The sequence below is a fragment of the Pseudomonas sp. Irchel 3F6 genome, from assembly GCF_900187595.1.
Taxonomy (GTDB): domain Bacteria; phylum Pseudomonadota; class Gammaproteobacteria; order Pseudomonadales; family Pseudomonadaceae; genus Aquipseudomonas; species Aquipseudomonas siliginis.
In genome coordinates this window covers 13,689-38,221 of sequence record NZ_FYDP01000004.1, presented here as the reverse complement: position 1 = coordinate 38,221, position 24,533 = coordinate 13,689, and the positions used below count along the sequence as shown (strand labels likewise).

Sequence of the window (24,533 nt, the reverse complement as noted above, 5' to 3'; positions counted from 1 at the left end):
ATGAAAAAAGCATCGCTGAATGGATTGTTATAATGTAACGTAAACAGAGATCAATACGACGGTCTCAACCATGAATGCTCTTACTCTCCCGGATATCGCCGCCCAATCTGCGCGCCAGGCACTGCCACTCGATTGGGTAGGCATGCGTGGGATTGCCCTACCTGTTGTGCTCGAAAGCCAACGCCTCAGCGCCAGAGTCGACGCTGGCGTGAGTCTCGATGATGGTGAAGCGCGTGGTATTCACATGTCGCGCTTGTATCTGGCACTCGAAGCCCTCGAACTGCGAAGCCTTTCTCCCGCTCTGCTGCATCAGGTACTCAAGGGTTTTCTGGTAAGTCACCAAGGTCTATCCGCCTGCGCATATCTGAACGTTCACACCGACTTATTGCTGAAACGACCGGCGTTAGTCAGCCCCCTAGCCGGCTGGAAATCCTATCCGACAACCATTTCAGCAAGCCTGAAACAGCAAATGTTCCACGTGGAACTAAAACTCGAGGTGCCCTATTCCTCGACATGCCCCTGCTCGGCAGCCTTGGCAAGGCAATTGATCCAGCAGCAATTCATCGACGACTTCGCCAACAAGGCCCTGCAACATGCCGATGTTTTGGCATGGCTTGGCTCAACCAAAGGGATCGTAGCGACGCCGCACAGCCAACGTAGCTATGCGCAACTGCACCTGCATCTCGACAATTTCATCGACGAGCTACCGCTGACAGCGATCATCGATGACGCTGAAGCAGCCCTCGGCACCGCCGTGCAGACCGCAGTAAAGCGCCCCGACGAGCAAGCCTTCGCACTCGCCAATGGGCAAAACCTGATGTTCTGCGAAGACGCCGCGCGCCGCCTCAACCTGGCACTGCAACGCACACCCGGCATCAAACAATTGCATATCCGCGTGATCCACGCCGAAAGCCTGCATGCTCATGACGCCGTGGCCGAAAGCAGCTGGCAGCGGGAGCAAATATGATCCGCTGCCAATCACTGGCCTGGGGCGCTCCCGGTCAACCGCTGACGACGCCTCTGAGTCTTGAGTTCGAGAGCGCCAGCCTGACCGCCATCATCGGCGCCAACGGCTGCGGCAAAAGCAGCCTGCTAAAGGTCATCGCCGGATTGCAGAAGCCCCTCGCTGGCAAAGTGGAAATGGCTGTTCCACGTCAAAGCGGAATTTCCTTCCTGCCGCAACAACAGCACCTTGATCGCCAGTTCCCAATCAGCCTGGAAGAACTCATCGCCGCAGGTTTCTGGGGCCGTCGGCTGTCGACGCAACTGCGCACGCAGCGACTGAAAAACGCACTGGAAGACTGGCACCTGAGTGGACTCGAACAGCGTCCGTTGATGGCCCTGTCCGGCGGTGAGCTACAACGTGCCCTGCTCGCGCGACTGAGCCTTGCTGACGCCCCGGTGCTGTTGCTGGACGAACCGCACGCCGCACTCGACGAACTCGGCCAGCAACTGCTCTGGCAACACATTCACCACTGGCACGCCGAGGGCCGGACACTGCTTGTGGTCTGCCATGACCTGGCGGCTGTCCGCCAACACATTCCGCATACCCTGCTGATCAAAAACGGCCACTGCGTGTACGGAACCAGCAGAGAACTGATCCAGCCAACACCGCACATGCAGGTCGCCTGATGCTCGCCACCGTCAGTTATTTCTGGCAGCCGTTCAGCGAATTCGTGTTCATGCGCCGGGCCTTGCTCGGCGGCCTGGTGTTGGCGTGCAGCACGGCGCCCTTGGGCGTGTTTCTGATTCTCAGACGGATGAGCCTGATCGGCGACGCTGTCGCCCACGGCATTCTCCCTGGTGCAGCGCTGGGATTCTGGTTTGCCGGTTTGAGCCTTCCTGCCCTGACGCTCGGCGGCCTCGGCGCCGGCCTGAGCATGGCCGGACTTGCAGCCTGGATAACCCGGCGTACGGGTTTGCGCGAGGACGCCAGTCTCGCCGCGATCTATCCGATTTCACTCGCCAGCGGCGTGCTGATTCTCGGTATTGCCGGCAAGCGCCTCGACCTTCTGCACTTGCTGTTCGGTTCGGCGCTAGCCGTGGATGGACCGACGCTGACCGGCATGCTTTGGGTCTCGGCCATCAGCCTCATGGCCATGGCGGCGATCTACAAACCCCTGCTGTTGGACACACTCGACCCGCTGTTCTTGCGCACAGTCAGTCGTCTCGGGCCACTGGCTCATGGCGTGTTCCTGACTCTGGTCGTGCTGAATCTGGTGATCGGTTTTCAGGCCATCGGCGCGCTGATGGTAGTGGGACTGATGATGCTTCCGGCTGCCGCGTTGAGATTCTGGAGTCGTCGTCTGCCGATACTGATTGCCGTCGCCGCCGTCATGGGCTGCGTGTCTGTGTGGCTGGGCTTGCTGCTGTCGTTCTACTACTCGCTGCCCAGCGGCCCGGCCATCGTGCTGGTCGCGGGGGTCGGCTATCTGCTGTCGGTGGTGTTTGGACCGGTTCACGGTTTGCTGCGCCGCCCGCCTTTGCTCACATCCCAATGAGGTGTTTCCCGATGCGCGCTCTACTCGTGCTGTTCAGCCTGATGCTGTCGATGTCCTTGTCGGCCGCCGAAAAACTGCCGGTGGTCACCAGCTTCAGCATCCTTGCCGACATGGTTCATCAGGTCGGCGGCGAGCACGTGCAGATTACCAACATGGTCGGCGCGGACGCCGATGCGCACACCTACGAGCCGACACCGGACGATGCCAAGGCGCTGCTCGAAGCCAAAGTGATCATCAAGAACGGCCTCGGTTTCGAGCCTTGGCTGGATCGCCTGGTGACCAGCACCGACAGCAAGGCAACGGTGATCAGTGCCAGTCGCGGGGTGATTCCACGTTCGCTCGATGAAGACGGCGAGACCGTTGCGGATCCACACGCCTGGCACAATCTGGCGAACGCTGAGTTGTACGTCGCCAACATCACCAAGGCGCTGATCGCCGCCGACCCGGCCAACAAGGCTGACTACGAGCGCAACAGCCAGACCTACCTCAAGCAGATCTATGCCCTGCTCGCCGAAGCCAAAAACAAACTCGGCGCGCTGCCGCCGGGTAATCGCAAAATCGTCACCAGCCACGATGCCTTTGGCTATCTGGGACAGGCCTATGGCATCGACTTTATCGCGCCACAGGGTTTGTCCACCGAACGCGAACCCTCCGCCGCCGAAGTCGCTGCGCTGATCACGCAGATTCGCCAGGCGAAGGTCAAAGCGGTGTTCATGGAAAACATCAAGGACGCGCGCCTGCTCAAGCAGATCGCGGACGAAAGCGGCGCGCACATTGGCGGCACACTGTACTCGGATGCATTGGCGGCGAGTGGACCGGCGAGCACCTTTACCGGGCTGTTCGAATACAACCTCAATACGCTGTACAAGGCGTTGAGTCAGCCATGACTTGAGGTGTACTTCCGATCTATTCGCGAGCACGCTCGCTCCCACAGTTGGAATGGGTTCCAGCTGTGGGAGTCGGAGGTTTTAAGCGCGGGGTTTTACCGTACCGCAATCCTGGCCGAGCCACACTGCCCGGGTTTCCAGACTGCCCTTCTGGTTGATGCCGATGGCGTTGAAGGTGCCATTGGCAACGGTGGTGAATTCGCGGTCACTGAGGAATGTCGCCACACCGGTGCCTTGGGCTTTCGGGCAGCTGAAGCGGAATTTCCACTGGTTGCCGGTGCGCTCGGTGATCTGCTGTTTGCAGCCCGATTGCGGATCGGCCAGCGGGATATCGTTGGTTGCCACCTGCTGCGGCGTCAGGCAGGCACGGATCCCCTTGCCGCCAATATTGATGCCGTTTTTCTCGAGCGCAGCGCGCTGCTGCGGGGTGATCTGGCCTTGAATCTGGCCAAGGATCGATTGCACGTCCATGGCCTGATCATCGACCTTCAGATTGCTCGAAGACATTTCCCACAAGCCCGGCTGCAGCATTTGTGCCTGCGCAACCACCGGTAATGCCAAACCCAGGCCCAGCGCCAAACCCAGCAGACGAACGTTCATCGAGTAACTCCTGATCAGTTGTGGCCGTTAGACGCCGGCCGATTGTGTCGGTTCATGCGCCGATTAAATAGAGACAATCGCCGCAGAACATGGTCTGTTAAGCATTGCATCTCGCGGAGCAAGGCTGCCCCATGGATTTTTTCGGACCGCACATTTTCGGTTACCTGATCGCCCTGTTGCACACACTCGGTTCGATCGCTGCGATCCATGCGGTGCTCACCGTGCGCACAGCGCAAGGCTCGATCGCCTGGGCATTGTCGTTGATCTTCATTCCCTACTTCACGCTTATTCCGTATCTGGTATTTGGTCGCAGCACCTTCGATGGCTACATCAAGGCCCGGCGCCAGGCCAACGAGCAGATGCGCCTGGCCATTTCCGAACTGAACTGGCGTCCGTGGGTGGAGGAAGCCCTGGCCGCTCGCGCTTCGAGTGCCTACGCCTCACTGCGCGCGATGCCGAAACTGGGCCGCATGCCGTGCCTGGCGAACAACGAGGTGCAACTGCTGGTGAACGGCACCGCGACCTTCGATGCGATATTTCATGCGATCGAACAAGCCAGGCAAGCAGTGCTGGTCCAGTTTTTCATCATTCACGACGATCGGCTCGGCCAGCGCTTGCGTGATTTGCTGTTGAAGAAAGCCGCCGAAGGCGTGTCGATTCATTTGCTCTACGACCGCATTGGCAGCCATGCCCTGCCCCATCACTACGTGCAAGCGTTGCGTGATGCCGGCGTCGAGGTCAAAGCCTTTGCCACGCGCAGTGGCTGGCTCAACCGCTTTCAGGTCAATTTCCGCAATCACCGCAAAATCGTCGTGGTCGATGGCGTAGTCGGGTTTGTCGGCGGGCATAACGTCGGCGATGAATACATGGGTGAGAAACCACCGCTGGCGCCATGGCGTGACACCCACGTCAAAGTTCGCGGGCCGGTGGTGGCCTGCATGCAGGAATCGTTCGCGGAAGACTGGTTCTGGGCTGCTCGCACTCTGCCGCCGTTGATCCTGCCGGATACGTACCCGGAGGATGGCGTGCTTTGCCAATTGCTCGCCAGCGGTCCGGCGGACGCATACGAAACCTGCTCGCTATTTTTCGTCGAAGCCATTCACGCAGCAACGCAACGCGTATGGATCACCAGCCCTTACTTCGTCCCGGACGAAGCGGTGTTCGCGGCATTGAGGCTGGCAGTTTTGCGTGGTGTCGATGTGCGCCTGCTGTTGCCGTCGCGGCCTGATCACCGCATTGTCTACGCCGCCTCAAGCCTGTATGCCTTTGAAGCGGTACGGGCCGGCGTTAGGGTGTTCCGTTATCGACCGGGTTTTCTGCACCAGAAAGTGGTGTTGATCGACAGCGAAATCAGCGCCATCGGCAGCGCCAACCTGGACAATCGCTCGTTCCGCCTGAATTTCGAAGTGATGTTGCTGACCGTCGACAGTGAGTTCGCCGCCGCCGTGGAACACATGCTCAATGACGATTTCGCCCAGGCCGATGAGGTGGCCAAAGAAGAAAGCCGGGAGATCCACCGCCTGCAACAGGTCGGCATGCGGATCGCCCGGCTGATTTCGCCGATTCTCTGAGCGCCCCGCTTCAGGGGTGGTAGATGTCGTCGCGGGTCCAAGGCAGCTCGTGGCTGCCATCCGGATGCGCTTTCACAGCGAGGATCTGATGCAGATTGATCCAGCCCCGCGCGAAGGCATAAGCGCAACCGGCCAGATACAGACGCCAGATACGCAGTGCTTGCTCAGGCACCAGTTTCGCCGCAGCTTCGAGGTTGTCCTCCAGTCGCTCGCTCCAGTGATCGAGCGTGCGCGCGTAATGCAGGCGCAGGCTTTCGACATCGACAATTTCCAGTCCCGCTTCACTGATTTCGGCAGAGATCATCGCCAGATGCGGTAACTCGCCGTTGGGAAACACGTATTTTTCGATGAAGTTGCCTGCGCCGCGTCCAACCGGGCGGCCGTCGGTGTGCTTGGCGGTAATGCCGTGGTTCATTACCAGGCCGCCCTCCTTCACCGCACCAAACAGGGTTTTGCAGTATTCGGCGAGATTGGCGTGTCCGACGTGTTCGAACATGCCGACGCTGACAACCTTGTCGAAGCGGCCGTCCTGGGGCAAATCGCGATAGTCGAGCAATTGCAGTTCGACCTGATCGTCCAGCCCTTCGGCTTTGACTCGCTCCTGCGCCAGGGCCAATTGTTCCTTGCTCAAGGTAATACCGAACACTTTGACGCCAAACTCTCGCGCCGCATACCGCGCCAGACCGCCCCAACCACAACCGACATCCAGCAAATATTCGCCCGGCTGCAAGCGCAGCTTGCGGCACAGATGGCGGAATTTGGCTTGCTGAGCCTGTTCGAGGGTTTCGCTGCCGGTTTCGAAATAGGCACAGGAATACGCCATGTCGCTGTCCAGCCACAGCTGATAAAAGGCATTCGACAGGTCGTAATGATAGGAGATGGCTTTGGCGTCGGTGTCCTTGTCGTGTTGCGCGCGCACCGGCTGACTGTCTTCGTCTTCGTCGAGCAGCGCATTGCTCAACTCATCGCAAACCCGGATGACCTCGCTGATCGAGCCCTCCAGTTCCAGTTTGCCTTCGACGAACGCCGCACCCAGCGCATCCAGGCTTGGGTGGGTGAATTGAGTGACCATCTGCGGGTCCTTGACCACGATGGTTACGCTGGGCGTCGGCCCCAGATTGAACTCGTGGCCGTCCCAGAGTCGCAGGCGAAGCGGTAACTGCAGATTCTGTAAGGCCGGTGGAAGTTGCGCAAGCATGGAAAATCCCCCCTTGTTTCAGACGTCTGATCTGAGGGTAGACCAACCTTGAAAAATAGCAGGCTATCGATTCGATCGGCCTTGTCTATCGTGATCGGCACATCGGCTGAACGCCACAGGCGGCGTGCCTTACGATAGATGACTGCCTGTGCACTCGGCGGTTCGATGAATTTTCTTTCATTTAGCCTGAGGGTCGAGCCGGAGCAATGGCTCCTGAAAGCGCAGCAAACGTCCGGCGTTGCCCAACACCAACAAGGTACTCAGGTTATGCAGCAGCGCCGCGATCATCGCCCCGGCCGCGCCAAGCCAACCGAAAGCCGCGAAGACCACGATCGCCAGGGTCCAGCCCAGACCGATGATCACATTGACCTGCAAAGTACGCCGGCACTGACGACTCAAGCGCACGCAGGTACCGAGGCGGCGCAAATCGCTGCCGATCAACACAATGTCCGCTGAAGCCAGCGCAATATCGGCCCCGCCAGCGCCCATCGCCACGCCGACCACGCCGGCCTTGAGCGCGAGTGAATCGTTGATGCCGTCACCGACCACCATCGGGCGGAAGCCGTGATCGATTTCCTTGAGCACGCGATTGAGTTTGTCCTCCGGTAGCGCTTGCGCCTGCACTTCGTTCAGCCCGACTTCCTGCGCCAGGGTTAGGGCAACGCTCTGACGATCACCGGTCAACAGGAGTTGGCGTCCCAGCCCCAGTTCGCGCAATTCGCTCAAGGCAAAGCGCGCTTCCGGTTTGATGCTGTCTGCTAGCAGCAGCCAGGCGAGGAATTCACCGTTCAAAGCCAGGCCGGCAATCGGGCCATCGTGTTCAGGAACGAGGGGCGTTGTGATGCCCAGTTGCGCGAACAACTCTGGACGACCGAGCGCAGCTTCGCCCTTCTCTGTCGTCGCCACTACGCCCAAGCCTTGGCGCTCATGGATTTTGGTCAGAGGCCAATAGGCTTCCTGATCGGCCATCCCGGCGAGTGCCCGGCTCACCGGATGACTGCTCGCCGCGCCAAGACTGGCGGCCAGCGCCTGCACTTCTTTAGTGTCCACACTGAGGCTGTCGATCGACTGCAAACGCAACGTGCCGTAAGTCAGCGTGCCGGTCTTGTCGACCACCAGCGAGGTCAGATCGGCAAGTTCTTCGAGGAACGCCGAGCTGCGAATCAGAATCCCGTGGCGCGCGGCGACGGCGACACCGGCAATCGCCGTGGCCGGCGCCGACAGCACCAACGCACACGGACACGCCGCCACCAGCACCGCGAGCATCGCCTGTGCATCATGGGTGACGAACCAGGTCACCGCCGCCAGCAACAAGACCAGCACCATGTAACTGCCGGCATAGCGTTCGAGCAATCGCGTGATCGGCGGTTTCGAGCGCTCGGCGTTTTGCATCAGGGCGATGACTTTGCCCAAGGTGGATTCGTCGCCGATGCGGGTGACTTCGACGCGCAGCAATCCATCGAGGTTGATCGCGCCGCCGAACACCAGCATGCCCACGCCCGCTTCCACCGGTACCGATTCACCGGTAATCGACGCCGTATCGAGACTCGCCTGGCCGGACAATACCCGACCGTCCGCCGGCACCCGATCACCGGCCCGCACCTCGACAATATCGCCAGCACTGAGCGTGCGGTTGTCCACTTCGATGATCGAACCGTCCGCTTGCAGCTTGCGCGCATGGCTGCGGGTCAGCCGGCCAAGCGCATTGATCGCTTCCTGGGAACCGATGACGCTGCGCTCCTCGAGCACATGGCCGAAGATCATGATGATTGGCAACAACGCCGCGGTGAGCAGATCACCGGTCGCCCAGGCACCGAGCATGGCCAGCGCAATCAATTGATCGGTAATGCCGTGCAGGCTTGGATAACGCAGGCTGTACCAGGCCGACCGCATCACCGGAACCGCTACGAGCAAAGAAGCGAAACCCAGCAGCAGTTGGCTGACACCGATTTGCTCCGGGAGTATCCAGCGCCAGACCAGCCCCACACCCAGCAGCCCGAGCGCAAGCATCGCCAGGGTCAATTGGCGCGCGGCGCGACGTTGTTCGGCCGAGGACAACAGACTTGGAGCAGCGGTGGTCGCGGTCATTGACTGGCTCCTTGAATGATCAACCGGGAATCGTCTTTCGGATTGACGGTGGTGACCGACCCGGCCTGACCGAGAATTTTCGGCAGGCGTTCGCGATACAGACGCAGGAGCATTTGCGGGTCGGTAGACGTGGCCAGACTCGTGACGGTTGCGGTATCGGTTGAGGCTTTTGCAAGACGCTCGCCTGCCTGCGCGTGGGCCACCTGGAGCGTGCGGTCTGCCTGTTCGTTGGCGGACTGGGCAAGTTTCTCGGCATCGGTGCGCGCGTTAGCCACTGCTTTGTCAGCCTGCTGACTGGCCGTCAGAACCGCATTGAAAGCAGTGATCGCTGGCTCCGGCAGACTCGATTGCACATCGACCCGCGACACCTCGATACCGATGCCCTGCCCGCTCGCCTTCAGTTCAGCAAGACGCGCGTTGATGCCTTGCACCAGATCACCGCGCAATCGCTCACGGCGCTCGGCTGCCTGATTGTCGGCGCCGATCAATTCCGGGCGAGCGACCAGAATGGTGTCGAGATCTCGCGCGGCGGTCAGTGCCACGGCGCTGCGCATCACCAAGCGATCGAGTGCTGGCAGCACATGTTCGCCCTGTAACACGAACGCATAGGGATCGGATACTTGGTAAAACACTCGCACGTCCAGTTGCACTACACCGGCGTCACCGGTCAATAAATAACCAGACCCGGCGAGTGCATCGCTCAATGGCGTGGCGAAGGACGCTACCCGGTCTGCCTTTAACGCTTCGTCACTGCGCAACAGATTTCCCACTCGACGCTCGATCACCCGATCCGCCGCCGGCAACAGAACCACCTGCTCAAACGGCTGCGGCCACGCCCATAACAGCCCGGCATTCTGAACGCGAACAAGCGCGCCAAAGTGCAGTACTACTGCGCGGTTTTGCGGATCAATCTGCCGGACATTCGAGACCGCCCATGCTAATGCGGCCAAAACAGTGATCGCATACAACGCGATGAAGGTCAGACGGCCGGCCTGAATCCACGGACTGCTGAACGCATGTGTTCCACGTGGAACTTCTTCGCTCATGGCTGCGATCCGACTTTTTTGTCGAGAGTCGGTGGGCCGTCGACCAACACACGGAACGGCGCAGCATCGGTGCGCAGAATCAGTTTGGTTTCCGGTGTGACAATGGTGCCGAGGGTATCGAGCGAGCGCAGCAGGTTGTAAAGCTGCGGCGAGCTGGCGTAGGCGCGTCCATAAATCTGCGCAGCCTCGACTCGCGATTGCGCTTCAATGTCGGCGGCTTTCACCGTCGCATCAGCCTGGACGATTCGCGCATCGCGCTCGGCGGCGGAGCGAATTTGCGCCGCTTCGCGTTTGCCGATCGCTGTACGTTCCGTAGCAATGGTTTCACGCTCGGCGCGCATGCGATCGACCGTGGCACTGAGCGTGACCGAGGGCAAAGTCAGCCGCTCGATACCGACCTGCACCACGCGCACGCCATAAGTGGCGAGCAACTGTTGGTCGATCTGCTGACGCAACTGCGCTTCAAAATCGCCAATGCGAACTTGCCTGGCATCAGTGTTGACCAGATTGGCCAGATCGAAACTGCTGGCCGTGGTCTCCAGTGCCGAGCCGACAAAGGTGCGAATCTGCCGCGCCGCCTCGTCCGGCTGATTCTGCACGGCACGCATGAAACGCTGCACATGTTCAGGATCACCCTGCACCTGCCACGCCACGTAGGCCTGAACGATGATGCGCAAACCGTCCTTGGTGCCGACGTCCTGCAAACCACTTGAGGTGGTACGTAGACGCAAGTCCACTGGAATCGCCGCTTCGAACGGCGCAGGCCAGCGCCAGCTCAAACCGGGATCAAGCAATACCCGCGACGGATTTCCGAAACGGGTGATGACCGTGGCTTCGCCGGAGCGCACTTGCACCAGACTCGCGGCGGCAATGGCAAACGCCACCAGCAACGCAGCCCAGCCCATACGCCGCCATGGAAATGGTCCGGCCTCTTGCGGATCGCCGTGATGGTGATGATGACCATGATGATGGTGATGCCCGCCGTGGCCGTGGTCGTGGCCGCTGTGGTCGTGAACGTCATGAACAGGCGACTGGCTCAATGGGTGGCTCCTGGTTGAGCGGTGGTGCGGGGGGACGACGGATCAGTCGGCAGTGTGAAAGTACGCAGATCGATGGTTGGCGCATTTGCGCTCCCGCCAAGTCGATGGTCGAGCACCAGCAACCTGGCTTTACTCAAGCCCTGACTGAGCTGGCTGAGATATTGCTCCAGCACGAAGGCCTGGCCAGCACTGGCGAACGCTTTCTGTTCGGCGCTGAATTTCAGGTCTGCCGTTTGCGCAGCGGCATTGATCTCCCGCGCATTGGCCGTCGCCTGATCCCGCGCCGCGCTCGCCTGCAACTGCGCCTCGTTAGTGGCCTGCGCAGCCGCCCCGCGTTCGCGAGCGATCAACGCCTGCGCGCCGATCTGCGCCGCTTGCACACTGTGATAGGCATTCGCCGCGCCGGCCGGTGGATGAATCGCTTCGACGACTGTGGCAAGGATCTCCACACCACTGTTCAATCTGTTCAGATCGCTTTGCACCGAGCGACCGATTTCCTCGGCCAGGCCTGCCCTGTCGTCGCCGAGCAGACCGTCGAGGGTGCGCGAGGCAAAATCGTGAACCAGGATGCGGCTGGCGGTGCTGCGAATCAGCGTCGGTACATCGGCGCTGTTATAGGTCGCGGCGAGCACCGCCTCGTCGTTCAAACCGATGCGATAAACGAAGCGCACGTCCATGTTGACGATTTGCAGGCCCTGTTGCGCGCCGCGGCTGCTGGCGATGACCTGGGATTTGTCGTTGACGTGGCTGGCGTCCCACAAACGGTTGGCGGTCAGCGGCGCCGGGCCTTCAGCGGAATCGGACTGCACGGCGATTGGCTTGTCGCCGACACTGGTTGCCAGTTCATGGACCACGCCGTTTTCAACGGAGATCACACGCCCCAATGGCCAAGGCAACCCGCTATGCAAACCCGGGCCGAAAACCTGTACCGGTTTACCGAAGCGCTCATAGATGCCGCGACCTTGCAGGGGAATTTCATGTACGCCGGTCAGCAGCCAACCGCTAAGGGCGACCACCGCCAACACTGGCAACAAGGCCCGGCGCATGTAACTGAAGGCCCAGATCTGGCGCAAATCGATGCCGAAACGGTTGTGCATTTCATGCTGTAACGCCAGCCACGGCTGCGGCGGCCAACGCAGCATATCGGCGATAAAACTGCGCGCCAGCAGGCTCGGTTCGAGTTGTTCGCGGCGCGGGCTGAAAACAGACAGCACCGCGCGCAATAACAGTTCGATGGCAACCAACATCGGCAGGATTGCGCTGAATACCGCAACACGCGCCGGCCAGACTGCGTCTTCGCTGGCAAACAACAGACACAGCGCACCGATCAACAGAGTGATGATCACCACCCGGATCAGTTGTGCCAGCGCAGCCGCTTCCGGCCACTGCGCCGGCGGTTCCTGCGCCAGTTGCCGCTCCAGCACCAGCAGGGCAAACGCCAGCAACAACGCCAATGCCGCACCGATGCTCGCCGACAGCCCCAAGGCCGCCGCAGGCAACGTGAGATTCCACACCTGCTCAATACCAAGCAGAACCAGCAACGCCCAGCCGCCAAGCCACAACGTCGGCGCGCCGATTTGTCCAAGCACATGGCGGCTCTGCTGACTCAAGCGCTCCAGAAGCCTTTCGTACCAGCCCTCGGCTGCGCCGCCCTCTTCCACGACGGTCGATTGCGAAGCGGGCGCATGCATCACCCGCGCGCGCCATTGCGTCACCCACCAGGCCGATTGCAGACCGGCGACGAGCACCAGCAACGCCGCGTTCTGATTGACCAATGACGGTAACCACAGGGACTGCGGCGCAAACAGGCCGACGAAAAACGCCAGCACCCAGCCCGACGCGGCCACTGCGCCGAGTCCATACGCCAACCGACGCAATTTGCGTGACTGCGCGGCTGCCTGCTGAAAGCGCGGCAGCCCGGTGACTGGCGTGGCTTCCAACTCAAGATCGACTTGCATAACACCCCGAAAATGTAGGCTCAGCGTTCATAGCGTTACGATATAACGGACACTGTGAAATATTCGTACACAATTGCATCTATTCAAAGATGCTGCAGCTGTCGCTTGCCTGAAGCCTTGACCGAAATGTTCGACGAAGCTCATATTACGCACATAATTTTTATCGCGACTAACCTTGGCTATCCCCATCGAGCAATCTGGAGCAAGCGCATGAGCAACTATGACGTAGTGATTCTGGGCGGCGGCCCCGGCGGTTATAACGCGGCGATCCGCGCCGGCCAGCTCGGGCTCAAGGCCGCTTGCGTTGAAGGACGTGCAACCCTCGGCGGCACCTGCCTGAACGTCGGCTGCATGCCGTCCAAAGCCTTGCTGCACGCGTCGGAGCTGTACGCCGCTGCGGTGGGGACAGAGTTCGCCAATCTCGGCATCGAGGTCAAACCGACGCTGAACCTCGCGCAGATGATGAAGCAGAAGGACGAAAGCGTCGCCGGCCTGACCAAGGGCATCGAATTTCTGTTTCGCAAGAACAAGGTCGACTGGATCAAGGGCTGGGGCCATATCGATGGCCCGGGCAAAGTGACAGTGACCGACGCCCAAGGCAACAAGAGCGAGCTCAGCGCCAAGGACATCATCATTGCCACCGGCTCCGAGCCCACTCCCCTGCCCGGCGTCGAGATCGACAACCAGCGCATCCTCGATTCCACCGGCGCGCTGTCATTGAGTGAAGTACCCAAACATCTGGTGGTCATTGGTGCCGGGGTGATCGGCCTGGAGCTGGGTTCGGTATGGCGCCGACTCGGCGCGCAGGTCACCGTGGTCGAATACCTTGATCGCATCTGCCCCGGCGTCGATGGCGAGGCCGGCAAGACCTTGCAGCGCGCGCTGAGCAAGCAAGGCATCGCCTTCAAACTGAGCTCGAAGGTCACCAGTGCCACCAGCTCCGCCACAGGCGTGCAGCTTAGCGTCGAGCCTGCCGCCGGTGGCACGGCTGAGCTGATCGAAGCCGACTATGTGTTGGTAGCCATCGGGCGCCGCCCGTACACCCAAGGCCTGGGGCTGGAGAACGTCGGCCTGAGTACCGACAAACGCGGCATGCTCGCCAACAAGCAACATCGCACCGAAGCCGCCGGGGTCTGGGTGATCGGCGACGTCACGTCGGGGCCGATGCTCGCGCACAAGGCTGAAGACGAAGCCATGGCCTGCGTCGAGCAGATCCACGGCAAGGCCGGCGAGGTCAATTACGCGCTGATCCCCAACGTCATCTACACCCAGCCGGAGCTGGCCAGCGTCGGTCAGACCGAAGAACAGCTCAAGGCCGAGGGCCGTGCCTACAAGGTCGGCAAGTTTCCCTTCACTGCCAACAGCCGGGCGAAGATCAATCACGAGACAGAAGGCTTCGCCAAAGTCCTCGCCGACGAGCGCACGGACGAAGTCCTCGGCGTGCACCTGGTCGGGCCGAGCGTGAGCGAGATGATCGGCGAGTTCTGTGTGGCGATGGAGTTCAGCGCCTCGGCCGAGGACATTGCCCTTACCTGCCATCCGCACCCGACGCGTTCGGAAGCGTTGCGTCAGGCAGCGATGAATGTCGAGGGGATGGCGACGCAGATGTAGGTTCCAAACCTTGCCGCCGTCTTCGCGAGCAGGCTCGCTCCCACTTTGGAATGCGTTCCCCCGTGGGAGCGAGCCTGCTCGCGAATGGCGCCACCCGGTCTACAGCGGCAGATGGCCTAACGGCAACGCCCCCGGCGCTTTCACCGTGTGAATGGCAAAGTTGCTGCGAATATCGCTCACCCCCGGCAGTTTCAGCAGGTGCGCGCTGACAAAGCGGTCATAAGCGCGCAAGTCAGGCACCACTACCTGCAACAAAAAGTCCGATTCGCCGGACACCAGAAACGCCGAGACCACCTCGGGCAATGCAGTGACGGCGGCATAAAAAGCCTCGGCGCGTTCTTCGTTGTGCCGCTCGACCTTGACCCCGACAAACACCGTCAGCCCCAGCCCGACTTCATCGCGATCCAGATTGGCCTGGTAGCCCCGGATCACCCCCGCCTCTTCCAGCATGCGCACCCGGCGCAGACACGGTGAGGCCGACAGGCCGATTTGTTCCGCCAGCTCGACATTGCTCAGGCGGCCGTTGCGCTGCAGCGCAGCGAGAATCTTGCGGTCATAAGCGTCGAGTTTCATCTTTGGCAGATCCCGATAGTCTGACGGTTGAAAACCAGCAGGTTATGCCAAAGCTGTAAACAATTGAAGCCGACTACGCAAGCACCTGCCCTGCCGTCTCGCTCTAGACTGGCGCGAGAAAATCGACATCGAAAACGGGGTGTGATGTGGCAAGTCTTTGGCTGTTTATTCTGACGCTGGCTGTGGTTCTGCTACTGCCGGGACCGGACATGATCCTGCTATTGCAAACCGGTGCGCGGCAAGGTCGCGGTGCGGCGCTGGCCACCGCACTGGGCCTGGCCATCGCCCGCGCCTGTCACGTTGCCTTGGCGGCACTGGGGCTGGCGGCGCTGTTCAAAACGGCGCCGTGGACGTTTGACGTGGTGCGCATCGCTGGCGCGGCCTATCTGTTGTGGATCGGTATCCAGTGTTTGCGCAGCTCGCTGGTACCGCGTCTGCAAAACCAAGAGCAGGCACCTGCTCCCGGCCAGTGGCGCGATGCGATCCGTCGCGGCTTGCTGACCAACCTGCTTAATCCCAAGGCGTTGCTGTTCTGCTCGGTGCTGTTGCCGCAATTCATCGTCAGTCACGGCGCGCCGGTGCTGAGCCAGTTTGCCTTGCTTGGCATGGTGCTGGTCGCCGTAGGTCTGCTGTTCGACAGCGTGGTTGCCCTGACCGGCGCGGCACTGGGCCGTTGGCTGCAACACAGTCCAACCGCCCAGCGCGTTCAGCAATGGCTGTTCGGCAGTCTGTTGATTGGCTTCGCCGTACGCCTGAGCTTCCTTCAGCAGACTTAAGCCTTGTGTACCCTGCGCTGACGACGGGTGATCAGTAGTAACGCAATGGCCGCGACTACGATGATCGCGCCGATCTGCACCGGCCACTTGTACGGCCGCAGCGTTTCACGCACGGCATCGGTCACCTGGGTGACGTAGCGCTTGTCGGCATTTTCGAAGTCCGGGTACGGGCATTGATTGCCGAAGTCTTGCGCCCACGGCACATAAGGGCCTTCCTTGACGTAGCGCTGATACAGCGCACTCTGGTCCTCAAGGCTGCTGTTCCAGCCGGCCGCGTTGCACAACACGGCGGCAAACGCCTGACTGGTGTGCGGCAGGTTATCGGCGGCGCGACTGGCCAGTGCCGTGGCGACAAAACGATAGTGATAACGCTGATCCGGTTGCGCGGCGCTGGCCTGCTGGCGCTGCACTTCCGCCGTGGAAATCAGCGGGCCGACATCCAGCTTCGTGCTCTCCAGCGTGTAATTGCCACCGAAGGTGGCGTAATCAGGCGCCATCTCATAACCGAGGATGTCCATGCCCCACTCCCGGGCTGTCCATGCGGCGTTGTACAACGCACTGGCGCGTTTGCTCGGCCACCACGCCGACTCGGCCTTGAGCCGTTGCTCGCCATAGAGCCGGGCCTTGTGCTGCAGATCGTCACTGGCGAAATAACCGACCGCTTCCTCGTAACGGCCCTCACGCAGCAAGCGCCGACCGAGCAGATTGCGCAGGTTGGCGGCCACCGACAGCGGCACATAGTTATCGCGCTCTTGCTGCGTCAATGGCGGCGGCGCCGGCACGTTCTCATCGACGTACCGCTTGAGCTCATCGACCGTCAGCACCCGCTCGGCAACGGTGGCGGCATCGAACCAGTAAAGGCTGTTGCTGCGATACAGCTGCACGAATGCTTGCAGGTATTCGCCGCGTTGCAGCGCGAGGATCGCGCTTTCGCCTTCCACCCGACATTTGGGCTGCACCGTTTCAAACGCCCAGTCCGGCGTGCGGCGATATCCCCAGTCTTCATTCTGCGGAAAGGCCTGGGCGGCTTTGGCGTAAGCGGCAGCGGCGGCAGTCGTGTCGCCCTCACGCACTGCCAGTTTTGCCCGCAGCCACCAGGCCAGTCCGCCGTCCCCGGCGTTTACCAGAAAGGCCTTGGCAGACGCGTAGTCGCCCTGTTGATAACTCATCGCCGCCAGTCGATCGGCATTGTCGAGGCTGCCACGGGTGCTGCTCTGCAACAGCGTTACCAATTTCTTTTCGTTGGCCGGCTGCTCGCCAAATGACCAGCCTTGGCGGCTGACCAGCGACGCCGTGACCAGTTGCTGCACTGCTGGCTGCTGCAGCAGTTTGGCCAGCTGAGATTCCGGCAATTCGGCCAGTTCGTTCATCAGTTGCTTGAGCGAGGTATAACCGACGGCCGAACCGTGCAGGTTCTGCGATTCGTACAGTTCGATGGCGCCGCTCCAGTCGCCCGCGCTGCGCAACGCCCGCGCCTCTTCACCGAGGCTGGCAACGCCCAGTTCCAGCGGATCGCTGAAGCCGTCGATGCTCAGTTGCCGGGCTTGGCGAAAGGCATCGCGCGCCTGCTCCAGCGCTTCGATGCGATCGTGCGCCTCGTTGCTCATGGCGAAGGCGATGCGCCCGAGGGAATACGCCGCCCACGTGCTGCGCAACGGACGCTGGTCCGCCGGCAGGGCCAGCACCTTGTTGAAATACTCACTGGCCAATTGATGATCACCGGTGGCAAAAGCCACCGCGCCGGCAACGTACAAACGGATTTCCACCGGCAGACTGGCGCCCTGCTCCTCGGCCTGACATGCATCGCTGAGCCCGCGCAGTCGCTTGACCACGGCGTATTGCTCAGCGCTCAGGCCCACCTGCTCAGCCTGTTCGCGCGCCAGCTCTGACGCGTTGTCTTCGGCATAGTCGTTGGGGTTATGGGTCGCTGCGGTGACGTTTTTCAGCCCGGCAATGGTTTTACCCAGGCGACTGATTTCGAAGCTGAAGCTGCCCTCGGGCAAATCGGCCAAGGTCTGCGCGCGGTTGTCGAGCAGGCGCATCGGGAAGTCCGGGCCGCAGGCCAGCGCCGAACCCAGCGGCAGGCTGAGGCTCAGGCAGAGCAGATGGCGGGGCCAGTTACGGGTCAACATGCGAACCTCCTTGATCAATATGTGCACAACGCGCCCAACCGACAGCGCGCTGCCCGCCCGCCGGCAAGCGGCCGTCACGCAGGCGGGTGAAGGTAAGCAGATTGGCACTTTGTTGCAACGAGTAACCGGCGAGCGCATCAGCGTCTGCACAATCCTGCGCCTTGAGCGTAATTTGCGCGGGCCACGGGCTGTCGAGATTGCCGCGGTTATCGAGCAGGATGTCATAGAGTCCACCCTGCTCTTTGAATGACAAGCGCAACTGACTGTTCAGCCCATCGCCCCGCGCCACGGCGCGCAAAGTAGTCAGGCTCCAGGCGCGACGATCGTTGGTCAGCGGCAAGCGAAACCAGATCAACCCGGCCAGATGCTCAGGCGGATCCTCGCGCAAGGTTTTGGCCAATTGGCTTAGTTGCTGCGGATCGGCGAGCAATTCCCGGCGCTGCCCGCCGCGCTCCAGTTGCACTTCGCTTTCCACTACCGGCGCGCCACCATCATCGCTCAACAGCGCAACGCCGTAGGCCGGCAGCGCCAGATAGAACGGTTTGTCGCTGACATGTGCCCAGGCCTTGGCCCACTTCAACGCCTGCCTGGCGTCGAAAAGACCCAGTCGCGGATCGCTCACGGCGTGGACTTGCAGCACGCTGCTGTCGACGCTCTGCAACAGCGCCGGCAAGTGCGCGCTGTCGAGCCAGGCCGGCAGTGCGGTGATGCTCAAAGGCAACGATGGCGGCAAGGTCGCGCGCAGATCTTTGAGCAATTGGGCATACGCATGCAGCCGTGCTGTACCGGCGTCGTGATCGATCTCGACGCCGCTCAACGTGAGGCCCTGCGCCTGCCAATCGGCGATGACTTGCAGAATCTGCGCGGTGACCTGCTGCTGGTCCAGTGATTGCAGCTGACCATCAAGGCGAATCACTGCAATCAACGGCCGGCCATCGGCTCTCAACAAGGCTGGATCAACCCGCGCCCTGCTCCACCGCTCGCCGGGAAAGGCCTGCAATGCCAGTACGCGCAGCGTCGAGAAATCATCGCGACTGTCACGCAATGCCGGTTCATGCGCCGGTGTCCATTGGCGCTGCCAGACGTAGAGTTGCTGGTCGAGGGCCGGCGCGACGTGTTGCTCGCAACCTGCCAGCAAGACGCCAAGGAACAGACACACAATCAACCGCATACCTTGAAAATCCCTGAAACCACAGGGCTGCAAGGTTACACAAAAACCGTGTAGGAGCTGACGAGTGAAACGAGGCTGCGATCTTTTGATCTTGCTTCAAGACTCCAGATCAAAAGATCGCAGCGTGCCGTAGCGCCTACAGGGATGCCGCAGGCTTGCGCGCGATAATCACCTGACTCTTGGCCACCACCGCATCCAGCGCCTGCTTGATCTGCGCGCCGCGCGGGGAATCCAGCACCGCTTGCCAGGTATTGGCCCAGTGCTCGAGCATCGGGTGATCGGGGTTGCTGAGATCGACCTTGGCTTCCCAGAACAACATCATCCACATCGACCAGTAGAAGCCATATTTACTGTGGCTGATGATCTCCAGCCCGGCGTCGCTGACCATGGCCTTGAACTGGTCTTCGCTGATAATGCGTATGTGATTGGGTTTCTGGAAATACTCCGGCGCGGCGATGTCCTTTTGCAGGTCCTCGGAGCTGGGATGCGGCACGCTCAGCAGATACAAAGCGCCCGGCTTGCCGACACGCACCAGTTCGGCGAGAAACTGCGCGGGATCATCAACATGCTCGATCACCTCGGTGGAGACCACACGCGTCGCCGTTGCGTCGGCGATCGGTAGCGGGTTGCAGTCGGTAATGTGGCATTCGATGTCCCGGGCCGGGGTGTCGCTCAGGCGCTGGCGGGTGGCTTCGACCTTGGCCGCATCGATATCGGCAAGAATGATCTTCGCCCCACGCATACCGCAGAAGTGCACATTGCCGCCATCACCGCAGCCGACATCAAGCAACGTATCGTCGGCACTCACAGGGAATCCCGTGTACAGCTCGTGGGTCGCCTGGTTGTACCAGCCGCTGAGTTTCGCGTCGTAAAGGCCGAGCGAGTACGGATCAACCTTGTCGGCAACCGCAGCGACCGGTTCTGCCGCAGTTTGCGCAGGCGTTGTCGCCGAGAGTTTCTTCAAAAAGCTCAGCATGAGGTGGCTCCGGGTGAGGTAACAGCAATTCGGGAGGAACCGAGGCGCTTGACCAGCGCAGCACCGCGATTGCGCATCGGCATTTCGATCAAGCGGTAGTTGAGTTCGCTGAGCACCGCGATCAGGACGAAGGCAATCAGCATCGTAAGGATGGGATGTCCGGCGGGGCTCGGCAGGCCACTGCTCTGCAAGCGAAAGATCAGTTCACGCACCAATAGATACGCCGGAATGTGAATGAGGTAGATACCGTAGGAGCGGCTGCCGATCCATGCCAGCAACCGCTGCAAGCGTCCGGCAGGCATCAGGTAGTCACAGTTGTACGAGGCGATCCAGACCAGCAGCGCACTGAGCACGGCGATCGAACCGATCCGATAATTGGCCAGGGTAAAACGGTCGGTGGCCATGAAGCTCAACAGCGCTCCAATGACCATCAACGCTGAAATGCCAAGCCATGGTCGGCGCAAGAACGAGGGCTGCCAGCGCTGAAAACCCGGCTGCGCACTCCACATCGCCAACAGCACGCCAAGGGCCAGCGCATCGGTGCGTACTACCATCAGCAAAGGCGTGCGCACAGTCAGAATCTGCACCGCCACCAGCGCCAGCAATGCCCAGACCAGGTGTCGGCGAAACAACAGGATCAGCAACGGAAAGAGCAGGTAGAACTGCTCCTCCAGCGCCAGGCTCCAGTAGACGAAACTGCTGCCGTATTCGTATTGGAAAAAGCTGTCGGCGAAGCGGAAATTGGCGTATTGCAGTACCCCGGCCAAGGTCGCCTGAAGATTGGCGGACAGCGTACCGAACGCACCGGACCGGTTGAAAAACACACAGGCCAGCAGGATCACCGCCAGCCATAACCAGGCCGAAGGCAACAGGCGAAAAGCCCGGCGCAGCCAGAAATGGCGCACCTGTTGCCAGCGCTCCTGACCCGTCGTGCAGCCTTGCAGCACCGGGATCAAGCTGCGGGCGATGACAAAACCGGAGATCGCAAAAAACAGGTCGACGCCCCACCACGTCTGCGCCCATTCGTGGATCCGGGCAAGCGACGGCACCGGGTCAGTGAACAGATTGTCCGGCAAATGGTGGAACAACACCGCGAGCACCGCGACCGCACGCAGGACTTCAACGTCCATGATGCGCTTGGCGTTCATGCTTGGGGAGCTTCCAAAGCAGGCGCACGATGCTCGAACAACTGCGTCAGAAACCCTCGCAAACGCTGTTCAGCCACAGTCTGGCTGCAGAACGCCTGCAAACTTACGACTGCCTGCGCCGACATCTCGGCATAGCGCTGCGGCTGGTTTTTCGCGACGTCGTAACTGGCCCGATAGGCCTCGCACAATGAGCTCCAGTTGGTCACATAACGCAGGGTTCGGAAGGCTTTGCGCGGGTCGTGGGGCCAGGCTGTCAGCTCGTCGGTGGACTCGATGAGAAAGGCATTTTCCGTGCTCAGGTAATCGATCATCGCCGTGGTACGCGGCGCCACCGCCGGCTTGCCGCAGGACATGAATTCCATCAGCGGCAGACACTGACCTTCGCCGTAGGAGGTGTTGACCACGTACCGCGTGGCCTGCACCAGTTGCTCGTAGTCCGGATCGGCGAGGTAACCGTAGATCAGAACGATGCGGCAACGGTAAGACTGGTTTTTGTACAAATGATGGAGGATATCGCTGAGCGCTTCTTCGGCGTCGTGGTGAGTGAGCTTGAGCACCAGCGTCGCGTCTTCGACATCGCGAAAACTAACGCAAAAAGCGCTGAGCATGTCTTCCCAGTTCTTGCGCCCGTCACCGGGATTGAACACCGAGGTATAAACCACGCCGTCAAGCACCAGCGTCTGCTCGGAGGCCGGCGCGGCGAAGTCGATGCCGTCGCCGCTGCGCAGGTGCGCCGGCCCGAATGCATTCAGATTGAGGGTGCGGCTGTCCGCGACCAGCCCTTTGATCGTCAGGCTGTAGGCGGTGGCCAGGGCTTGCTCGGGCATTTTCGCGCCACGGGCAGCAAAGCGGTCCCAGACCGGCGCCGGCACCGCGACGATCGGGTACTCGGCACCCATCGCCTCGTGCACGGCATTGACCGTGTAGCTGGAGTGGGTGATCGCTGCGCCACAGGCATGCAAGACGCTACGCCAGTCATTGCGCGGCTCGCCCGCAAAGGCTTCATTGGGGATCGTGCTGAACTCCCACGCAAACACCGGCAGCGTCGGACAGGCCAGGTGAACGGGAGTGCGATGCGGCGGCGAGAACGACAGAAACACGCAGGGCTCGCCACGGCTCAGACATTCCAGATACAGAGCATCGACTTCTGTCTGCGGATCGGCCACTTCCACGACCCGACCGATGCGTTCGAGCACCGGACGATACTCCTTGAGCACGAAGTAATAGCTGTACTCCGAACGCCCGAGGTTCTGCGCAATGGTGTGCCGGTTGGTTTCCGAATGAATGATGATCAGCATGAGGCGTTATCCGTCACAGGCGCAGCATCGGTGGGGCCTGCTGTCAGCGCAAAGAACTCCGCGAGCCGTTTGCGCACCGGCGCGAAGGCGCAGTATTGCTGCATACGCGCGACGGCGGCGGCAGACATCCGCTGATACTCCTGCGGCTGCGCTGTGGCCATTCGATAGCTGTTTTCGTAGGCGTTTTTCAGCGAGCCCCAGTCGGGGCGGTGCCGCAGCGTGCGGTAGATGATCCGCGTGTCCTGCGGCCAGATCGTCAGCTCTTCACTGGACCTGACCACGAACGCCACCGAGTCATCGATGTAATCTTCCATCGCCGTGTGATCGGGGGCGATCACCGGTTTACCGCTGGACATGAACTCCATCAAGGGCAGGCACAGCCCTTCGCAGCGTGACGCGTTGACGTAGAAACTGGCCGCCTGATAGAGCCTGGCGTACTGCGCGTCGTCGAGGTAACCGTGCATCACCACGATCCGACAGGCGAACGGCGTGAGTTGCGCCAGCAGGGTCATCAACTCGCTGTAATAGGACGCCAGATCATTCTGGGTAATCTTGAGCACCAGCGTCGCGTCGGGCGTTTCGCGGAACGCCCAGCAGAATGCGCTGATCAGTCGATGCCAGTTCTTGCGGCCATCCTTGGGATTGAATACCGAGACGTACACCACACCCTCGACTGTGGTTTCGACCACCGATGAGGTGTCCGGCAGATCGAGTGGCGCCGGTTCGATCACGGGCACCGGCGCAGCGCCGCACACCTCAGGCCAACGCTGTTGCAGCCGGCCATGCAAAGCGTCCGGCAGCAGATCGCGAATGCCCTCCCAGTACCAGTTGTGCAGAAATTTCACCCGCGGCACCGGTTCCGCCTGTTCGCGTCCCAAGTCCAGTGCCCACAGGCGCAGATAATGTCGAGCAATGACCAGTCGGCGTTTGAACGTCAACGGTGGCGGGCGCGCGGCTTCAATTGCTGCGGCCAGTGCAGCCTGCTCTTCAGGGCTGATTGGCGTTGGGATCAGCGCATCGGCTGACAGGCCGAGGGTGCGCGAATCGAAAATACAGCCCTTGATCGCCAGTGCAGTCCTGGGATTGACCGGCATGGGTTGGTGTTGCTGACGAATCGTTGCGAAGCTGTCCCACAACGGCGTCGGCAAAACCAGCACCGGGAACGCTTCGCCCATGGCGCGGCGGATGGCCGTTGCCGTGTGGCTCGACAGAGTGATGACCCGGCCGTGGCGTGCGAGCATGCGTGTCCAGTCCTGACGCGGATCGTCGTCCCACTGTTCATCGGGGATCGAATCGAACTCCCAGGCCACCACGCAAATCGTCGGGCATTCCAGATCAACCGGGGTCTTCTGCGGTGGGGTGAAGGACAGGAACACAGTGTCTTCACCTGCGGCGAGCAATTGCCGGTAAATCACATCGACGTCGGCGACAGATCCGGCCACGTGCACGCGCCCCAGGCTTTCCAGCACCGGGCGATAGGCTTTGAGGACAAAGTAATAGCTGTATTCCGGACGCCCCAGACTGGCACTGATGGAGCTGTCGTTGACGTCCGAGTAGAGAATGAAATTCATGGCATCCCACGATGAAGCGCCATCCCGGCGACTTCATGCTATGACGGCCGCGCGTCGGATCGGGTCGGCAGGGCCGGCACTCGTCCGTCATCATCGGGCACGTCTCTGTTCTTGTTTTAGTGGTCAGTTTCACCCCGCGTCGCGGCGTCCGGAAAACAATCGGCCAACTCGCGACGAAGGCCATTCTAAACACATCCATCGCGAGTCCGGGAACCGCCGGGCGAGAATAAATCGGACTATGCTGACGAGAACTGACCAGTCACGGTTTGCCCGGTTGAAATTGCCGAGCAATTGGCACAGATTGGCAACCAAACAACTACAACAACGGCTTCGCCTGCTGTTTGCGCGGATATTCCCCGCTGTATTTCAGACTTATCCCAAAAGCATC

General features: G+C 60.9%; 20 protein-coding genes. 7 read left to right on the top strand and 13 right to left on the bottom strand.

What is annotated here, in order from left to right; all coding sequences use genetic code 11:
- The first annotated feature begins 70 nt into the window (after positions 1–70).
- From folE2 to CKW30_RS14650, 4 genes are read left to right on the top strand one after another with little or no spacing between them, the layout of a single operon-like run.
- Positions 71–967: a GTP cyclohydrolase FolE2 gene (gene folE2, locus CKW30_RS14665; protein ID WP_095181193.1), complete on the top strand. Its 897-nt coding sequence runs from the start codon at positions 71–73 to the stop codon at positions 965–967.
- Positions 964–1,632 carry a metal ABC transporter ATP-binding protein gene (locus CKW30_RS14660; protein WP_095181192.1) on the top strand — a complete coding sequence of 223 codons (669 nt, stop codon included), beginning with the start codon at positions 964–966 and terminating at the stop codon, positions 1,630–1,632. Before folE2 ends, CKW30_RS14660 begins: the two co-directional genes overlap by 4 nt.
- Positions 1,632–2,501, top strand: a complete 870-nt coding sequence (locus CKW30_RS14655; protein ID WP_095181191.1) for a metal ABC transporter permease — start codon at positions 1,632–1,634, stop codon at positions 2,499–2,501. Before CKW30_RS14660 ends, CKW30_RS14655 begins: the two co-directional genes overlap by 1 nt.
- An 11-nt stretch (positions 2,502–2,512) precedes the next feature.
- Positions 2,513–3,388, top strand: coding sequence for a metal ABC transporter substrate-binding protein (locus CKW30_RS14650; protein WP_095181190.1), 876 nt, complete (start codon positions 2,513–2,515; stop codon positions 3,386–3,388).
- Between the two features lie 81 nt (positions 3,389–3,469).
- Here CKW30_RS14650 and CKW30_RS14645 read toward each other — a convergent pair whose 3' ends face one another.
- Positions 3,470–3,988: a DUF3617 domain-containing protein gene (locus tag CKW30_RS14645; protein ID WP_016772436.1), complete on the bottom strand. Its 519-nt coding sequence runs from the start codon at positions 3,986–3,988 to the stop codon at positions 3,470–3,472.
- 131 nt (positions 3,989–4,119) lie between these two features.
- Between CKW30_RS14645 and cls the strand changes: the two genes are divergently transcribed.
- Positions 4,120–5,559, top strand: coding sequence for a cardiolipin synthase (gene cls / locus CKW30_RS14640; RefSeq protein ID WP_095181189.1), 1,440 nt, complete (start codon positions 4,120–4,122; stop codon positions 5,557–5,559).
- Between the two features lie 10 nt (positions 5,560–5,569).
- Here the strand turns inward: cls and cfaB are convergent, their stop codons facing one another.
- The 5 genes from cfaB to hflK (CKW30_RS14615) all read right to left on the bottom strand — a co-directional run bounded on the left by cfaB (position 5,570) and on the right by hflK (CKW30_RS14615) (position 12,889).
- The gene (gene cfaB, locus CKW30_RS14635; protein WP_095181188.1) at positions 5,570–6,757 is read right to left on the bottom strand and encodes a C17 cyclopropane fatty acid synthase CfaB; all 1,188 of its coding nucleotides are present in this window, start codon (positions 6,755–6,757) and stop codon (positions 5,570–5,572) included.
- A gap of 177 nt (positions 6,758–6,934) precedes the next feature.
- Positions 6,935–8,845: a heavy metal translocating P-type ATPase gene (locus tag CKW30_RS14630; RefSeq protein ID WP_095181187.1), complete on the bottom strand. Its 1,911-nt coding sequence runs from the start codon at positions 8,843–8,845 to the stop codon at positions 6,935–6,937.
- Positions 8,842–9,891: a protease modulator HflK gene (hflK, locus tag CKW30_RS14625; protein WP_095181186.1), complete on the bottom strand. Its 1,050-nt coding sequence runs from the start codon at positions 9,889–9,891 to the stop codon at positions 8,842–8,844. The genes CKW30_RS14630 and hflK (CKW30_RS14625) overlap by 4 nt, the downstream gene beginning before the upstream one ends.
- A complete protein-coding gene (hflC, locus tag CKW30_RS14620) occupies positions 9,888–10,931 on the bottom strand; it encodes a protease modulator HflC (protein ID WP_095181185.1) in 1,044 nt (347 codons plus the stop codon). The genes hflK (CKW30_RS14625) and hflC overlap by 4 nt, the downstream gene beginning before the upstream one ends.
- Positions 10,928–12,889 carry a protease modulator HflK gene (hflK, locus tag CKW30_RS14615; protein WP_095181184.1) on the bottom strand — a complete coding sequence of 654 codons (1,962 nt, stop codon included), beginning with the start codon at positions 12,887–12,889 and terminating at the stop codon, positions 10,928–10,930. The genes hflC and hflK (CKW30_RS14615) overlap by 4 nt, the downstream gene beginning before the upstream one ends.
- A 210-nt stretch (positions 12,890–13,099) precedes the next feature.
- Here hflK (CKW30_RS14615) and lpdA point away from each other — a divergent pair, with 210 nt between their 5' ends.
- Positions 13,100–14,500 (top strand): dihydrolipoyl dehydrogenase, encoded by a 1,401-nt coding sequence (gene lpdA / locus CKW30_RS14610; RefSeq protein WP_016772429.1) that lies wholly within the window; start codon positions 13,100–13,102, stop codon positions 14,498–14,500.
- A 99-nt stretch (positions 14,501–14,599) separates the two neighbouring features.
- On the opposite strand, the gene CKW30_RS14605 is transcribed toward lpdA, so the two are convergent.
- The gene (locus tag CKW30_RS14605) at positions 14,600–15,073 is read right to left on the bottom strand and encodes an Lrp/AsnC family transcriptional regulator (protein WP_095181183.1); all 474 of its coding nucleotides are present in this window, start codon (positions 15,071–15,073) and stop codon (positions 14,600–14,602) included.
- 146 nt (positions 15,074–15,219) lie between these two features.
- On the opposite strand from CKW30_RS14605, the gene CKW30_RS14600 reads away from it, so the two are divergent.
- A complete protein-coding gene (locus tag CKW30_RS14600) occupies positions 15,220–15,849 on the top strand; it encodes a LysE family translocator (RefSeq protein WP_056791039.1) in 630 nt (209 codons plus the stop codon).
- On the opposite strand, the gene CKW30_RS14595 is transcribed toward CKW30_RS14600, so the two are convergent.
- From CKW30_RS14595 to CKW30_RS14570, 6 genes are all read right to left on the bottom strand, one after another.
- Positions 15,846–17,981, bottom strand: coding sequence for a hypothetical protein (locus CKW30_RS14595; RefSeq protein WP_095181182.1), 2,136 nt, complete (start codon positions 17,979–17,981; stop codon positions 15,846–15,848). The genes CKW30_RS14600 and CKW30_RS14595 overlap by 4 nt on opposite strands.
- Positions 17,968–19,152, bottom strand: coding sequence for a DUF3142 domain-containing protein (locus CKW30_RS14590; RefSeq protein WP_056791045.1), 1,185 nt, complete (start codon positions 19,150–19,152; stop codon positions 17,968–17,970). Before CKW30_RS14590 ends, CKW30_RS14595 begins: the two co-directional genes overlap by 14 nt.
- A gap of 136 nt (positions 19,153–19,288) precedes the next feature.
- Positions 19,289–20,128 (bottom strand): class I SAM-dependent methyltransferase, encoded by an 840-nt coding sequence (locus CKW30_RS14585; protein WP_095181181.1) that lies wholly within the window; start codon positions 20,126–20,128, stop codon positions 19,289–19,291.
- Positions 20,122–21,276 (bottom strand): acyltransferase, encoded by a 1,155-nt coding sequence (locus CKW30_RS14580; protein ID WP_095181180.1) that lies wholly within the window; start codon positions 21,274–21,276, stop codon positions 20,122–20,124. Before CKW30_RS14580 ends, CKW30_RS14585 begins: the two co-directional genes overlap by 7 nt.
- A complete protein-coding gene (locus CKW30_RS14575; RefSeq protein ID WP_056791055.1) occupies positions 21,273–22,574 on the bottom strand; it encodes a glycosyltransferase in 1,302 nt (433 codons plus the stop codon). The genes CKW30_RS14580 and CKW30_RS14575 overlap by 4 nt, the downstream gene beginning before the upstream one ends.
- Positions 22,568–24,145, bottom strand: a complete 1,578-nt coding sequence (locus tag CKW30_RS14570) for a glycosyltransferase (protein ID WP_095181179.1) — start codon at positions 24,143–24,145, stop codon at positions 22,568–22,570. The genes CKW30_RS14575 and CKW30_RS14570 overlap by 7 nt, the downstream gene beginning before the upstream one ends.
- Between the last annotated feature and the right edge of the window lie 388 nt (positions 24,146–24,533).

Coding starts and splice junctions, on each gene's coding strand:
- folE2 (WP_095181193.1), top strand. CDS start 71: ATGAATGCTCTTACTCTCCCGGATATCGCCGCCCAATCTGCGCGCCAG.
- CKW30_RS14570 (WP_095181179.1), bottom strand. CDS start 24,145: ATGAATTTCATTCTCTACTCGGACGTCAACGACAGCTCCATCAGTGCC.
- CKW30_RS14660 (WP_095181192.1), top strand. CDS start 964: ATGATCCGCTGCCAATCACTGGCCTGGGGCGCTCCCGGTCAACCGCTG.
- cfaB (WP_095181188.1), bottom strand. CDS start 6,757: ATGCTTGCGCAACTTCCACCGGCCTTACAGAATCTGCAGTTACCGCTT.
- CKW30_RS14590 (WP_056791045.1), bottom strand. CDS start 19,152: ATGCGGTTGATTGTGTGTCTGTTCCTTGGCGTCTTGCTGGCAGGTTGC.
- cls (WP_095181189.1), top strand. CDS start 4,120: ATGGATTTTTTCGGACCGCACATTTTCGGTTACCTGATCGCCCTGTTG.
- CKW30_RS14655 (WP_095181191.1), top strand. CDS start 1,632: ATGCTCGCCACCGTCAGTTATTTCTGGCAGCCGTTCAGCGAATTCGTG.
- CKW30_RS14645 (WP_016772436.1), bottom strand. CDS start 3,988: ATGAACGTTCGTCTGCTGGGTTTGGCGCTGGGCCTGGGTTTGGCATTA.
- CKW30_RS14595 (WP_095181182.1), bottom strand. CDS start 17,981: ATGTTGACCCGTAACTGGCCCCGCCATCTGCTCTGCCTGAGCCTCAGC.
- lpdA (WP_016772429.1), top strand. CDS start 13,100: ATGAGCAACTATGACGTAGTGATTCTGGGCGGCGGCCCCGGCGGTTAT.
- hflK (WP_095181186.1), bottom strand. CDS start 9,891: ATGAGCGAAGAAGTTCCACGTGGAACACATGCGTTCAGCAGTCCGTGG.
- CKW30_RS14575 (WP_056791055.1), bottom strand. CDS start 22,574: ATGCTGATCATCATTCATTCGGAAACCAACCGGCACACCATTGCGCAG.
- CKW30_RS14580 (WP_095181180.1), bottom strand. CDS start 21,276: ATGAACGCCAAGCGCATCATGGACGTTGAAGTCCTGCGTGCGGTCGCG.
- CKW30_RS14585 (WP_095181181.1), bottom strand. CDS start 20,128: ATGCTGAGCTTTTTGAAGAAACTCTCGGCGACAACGCCTGCGCAAACT.
- CKW30_RS14650 (WP_095181190.1), top strand. CDS start 2,513: ATGCGCGCTCTACTCGTGCTGTTCAGCCTGATGCTGTCGATGTCCTTG.
- CKW30_RS14630 (WP_095181187.1), bottom strand. CDS start 8,845: ATGACCGCGACCACCGCTGCTCCAAGTCTGTTGTCCTCGGCCGAACAA.
- CKW30_RS14605 (WP_095181183.1), bottom strand. CDS start 15,073: ATGAAACTCGACGCTTATGACCGCAAGATTCTCGCTGCGCTGCAGCGC.
- hflK (WP_095181184.1), bottom strand. CDS start 12,889: ATGCAAGTCGATCTTGAGTTGGAAGCCACGCCAGTCACCGGGCTGCCG.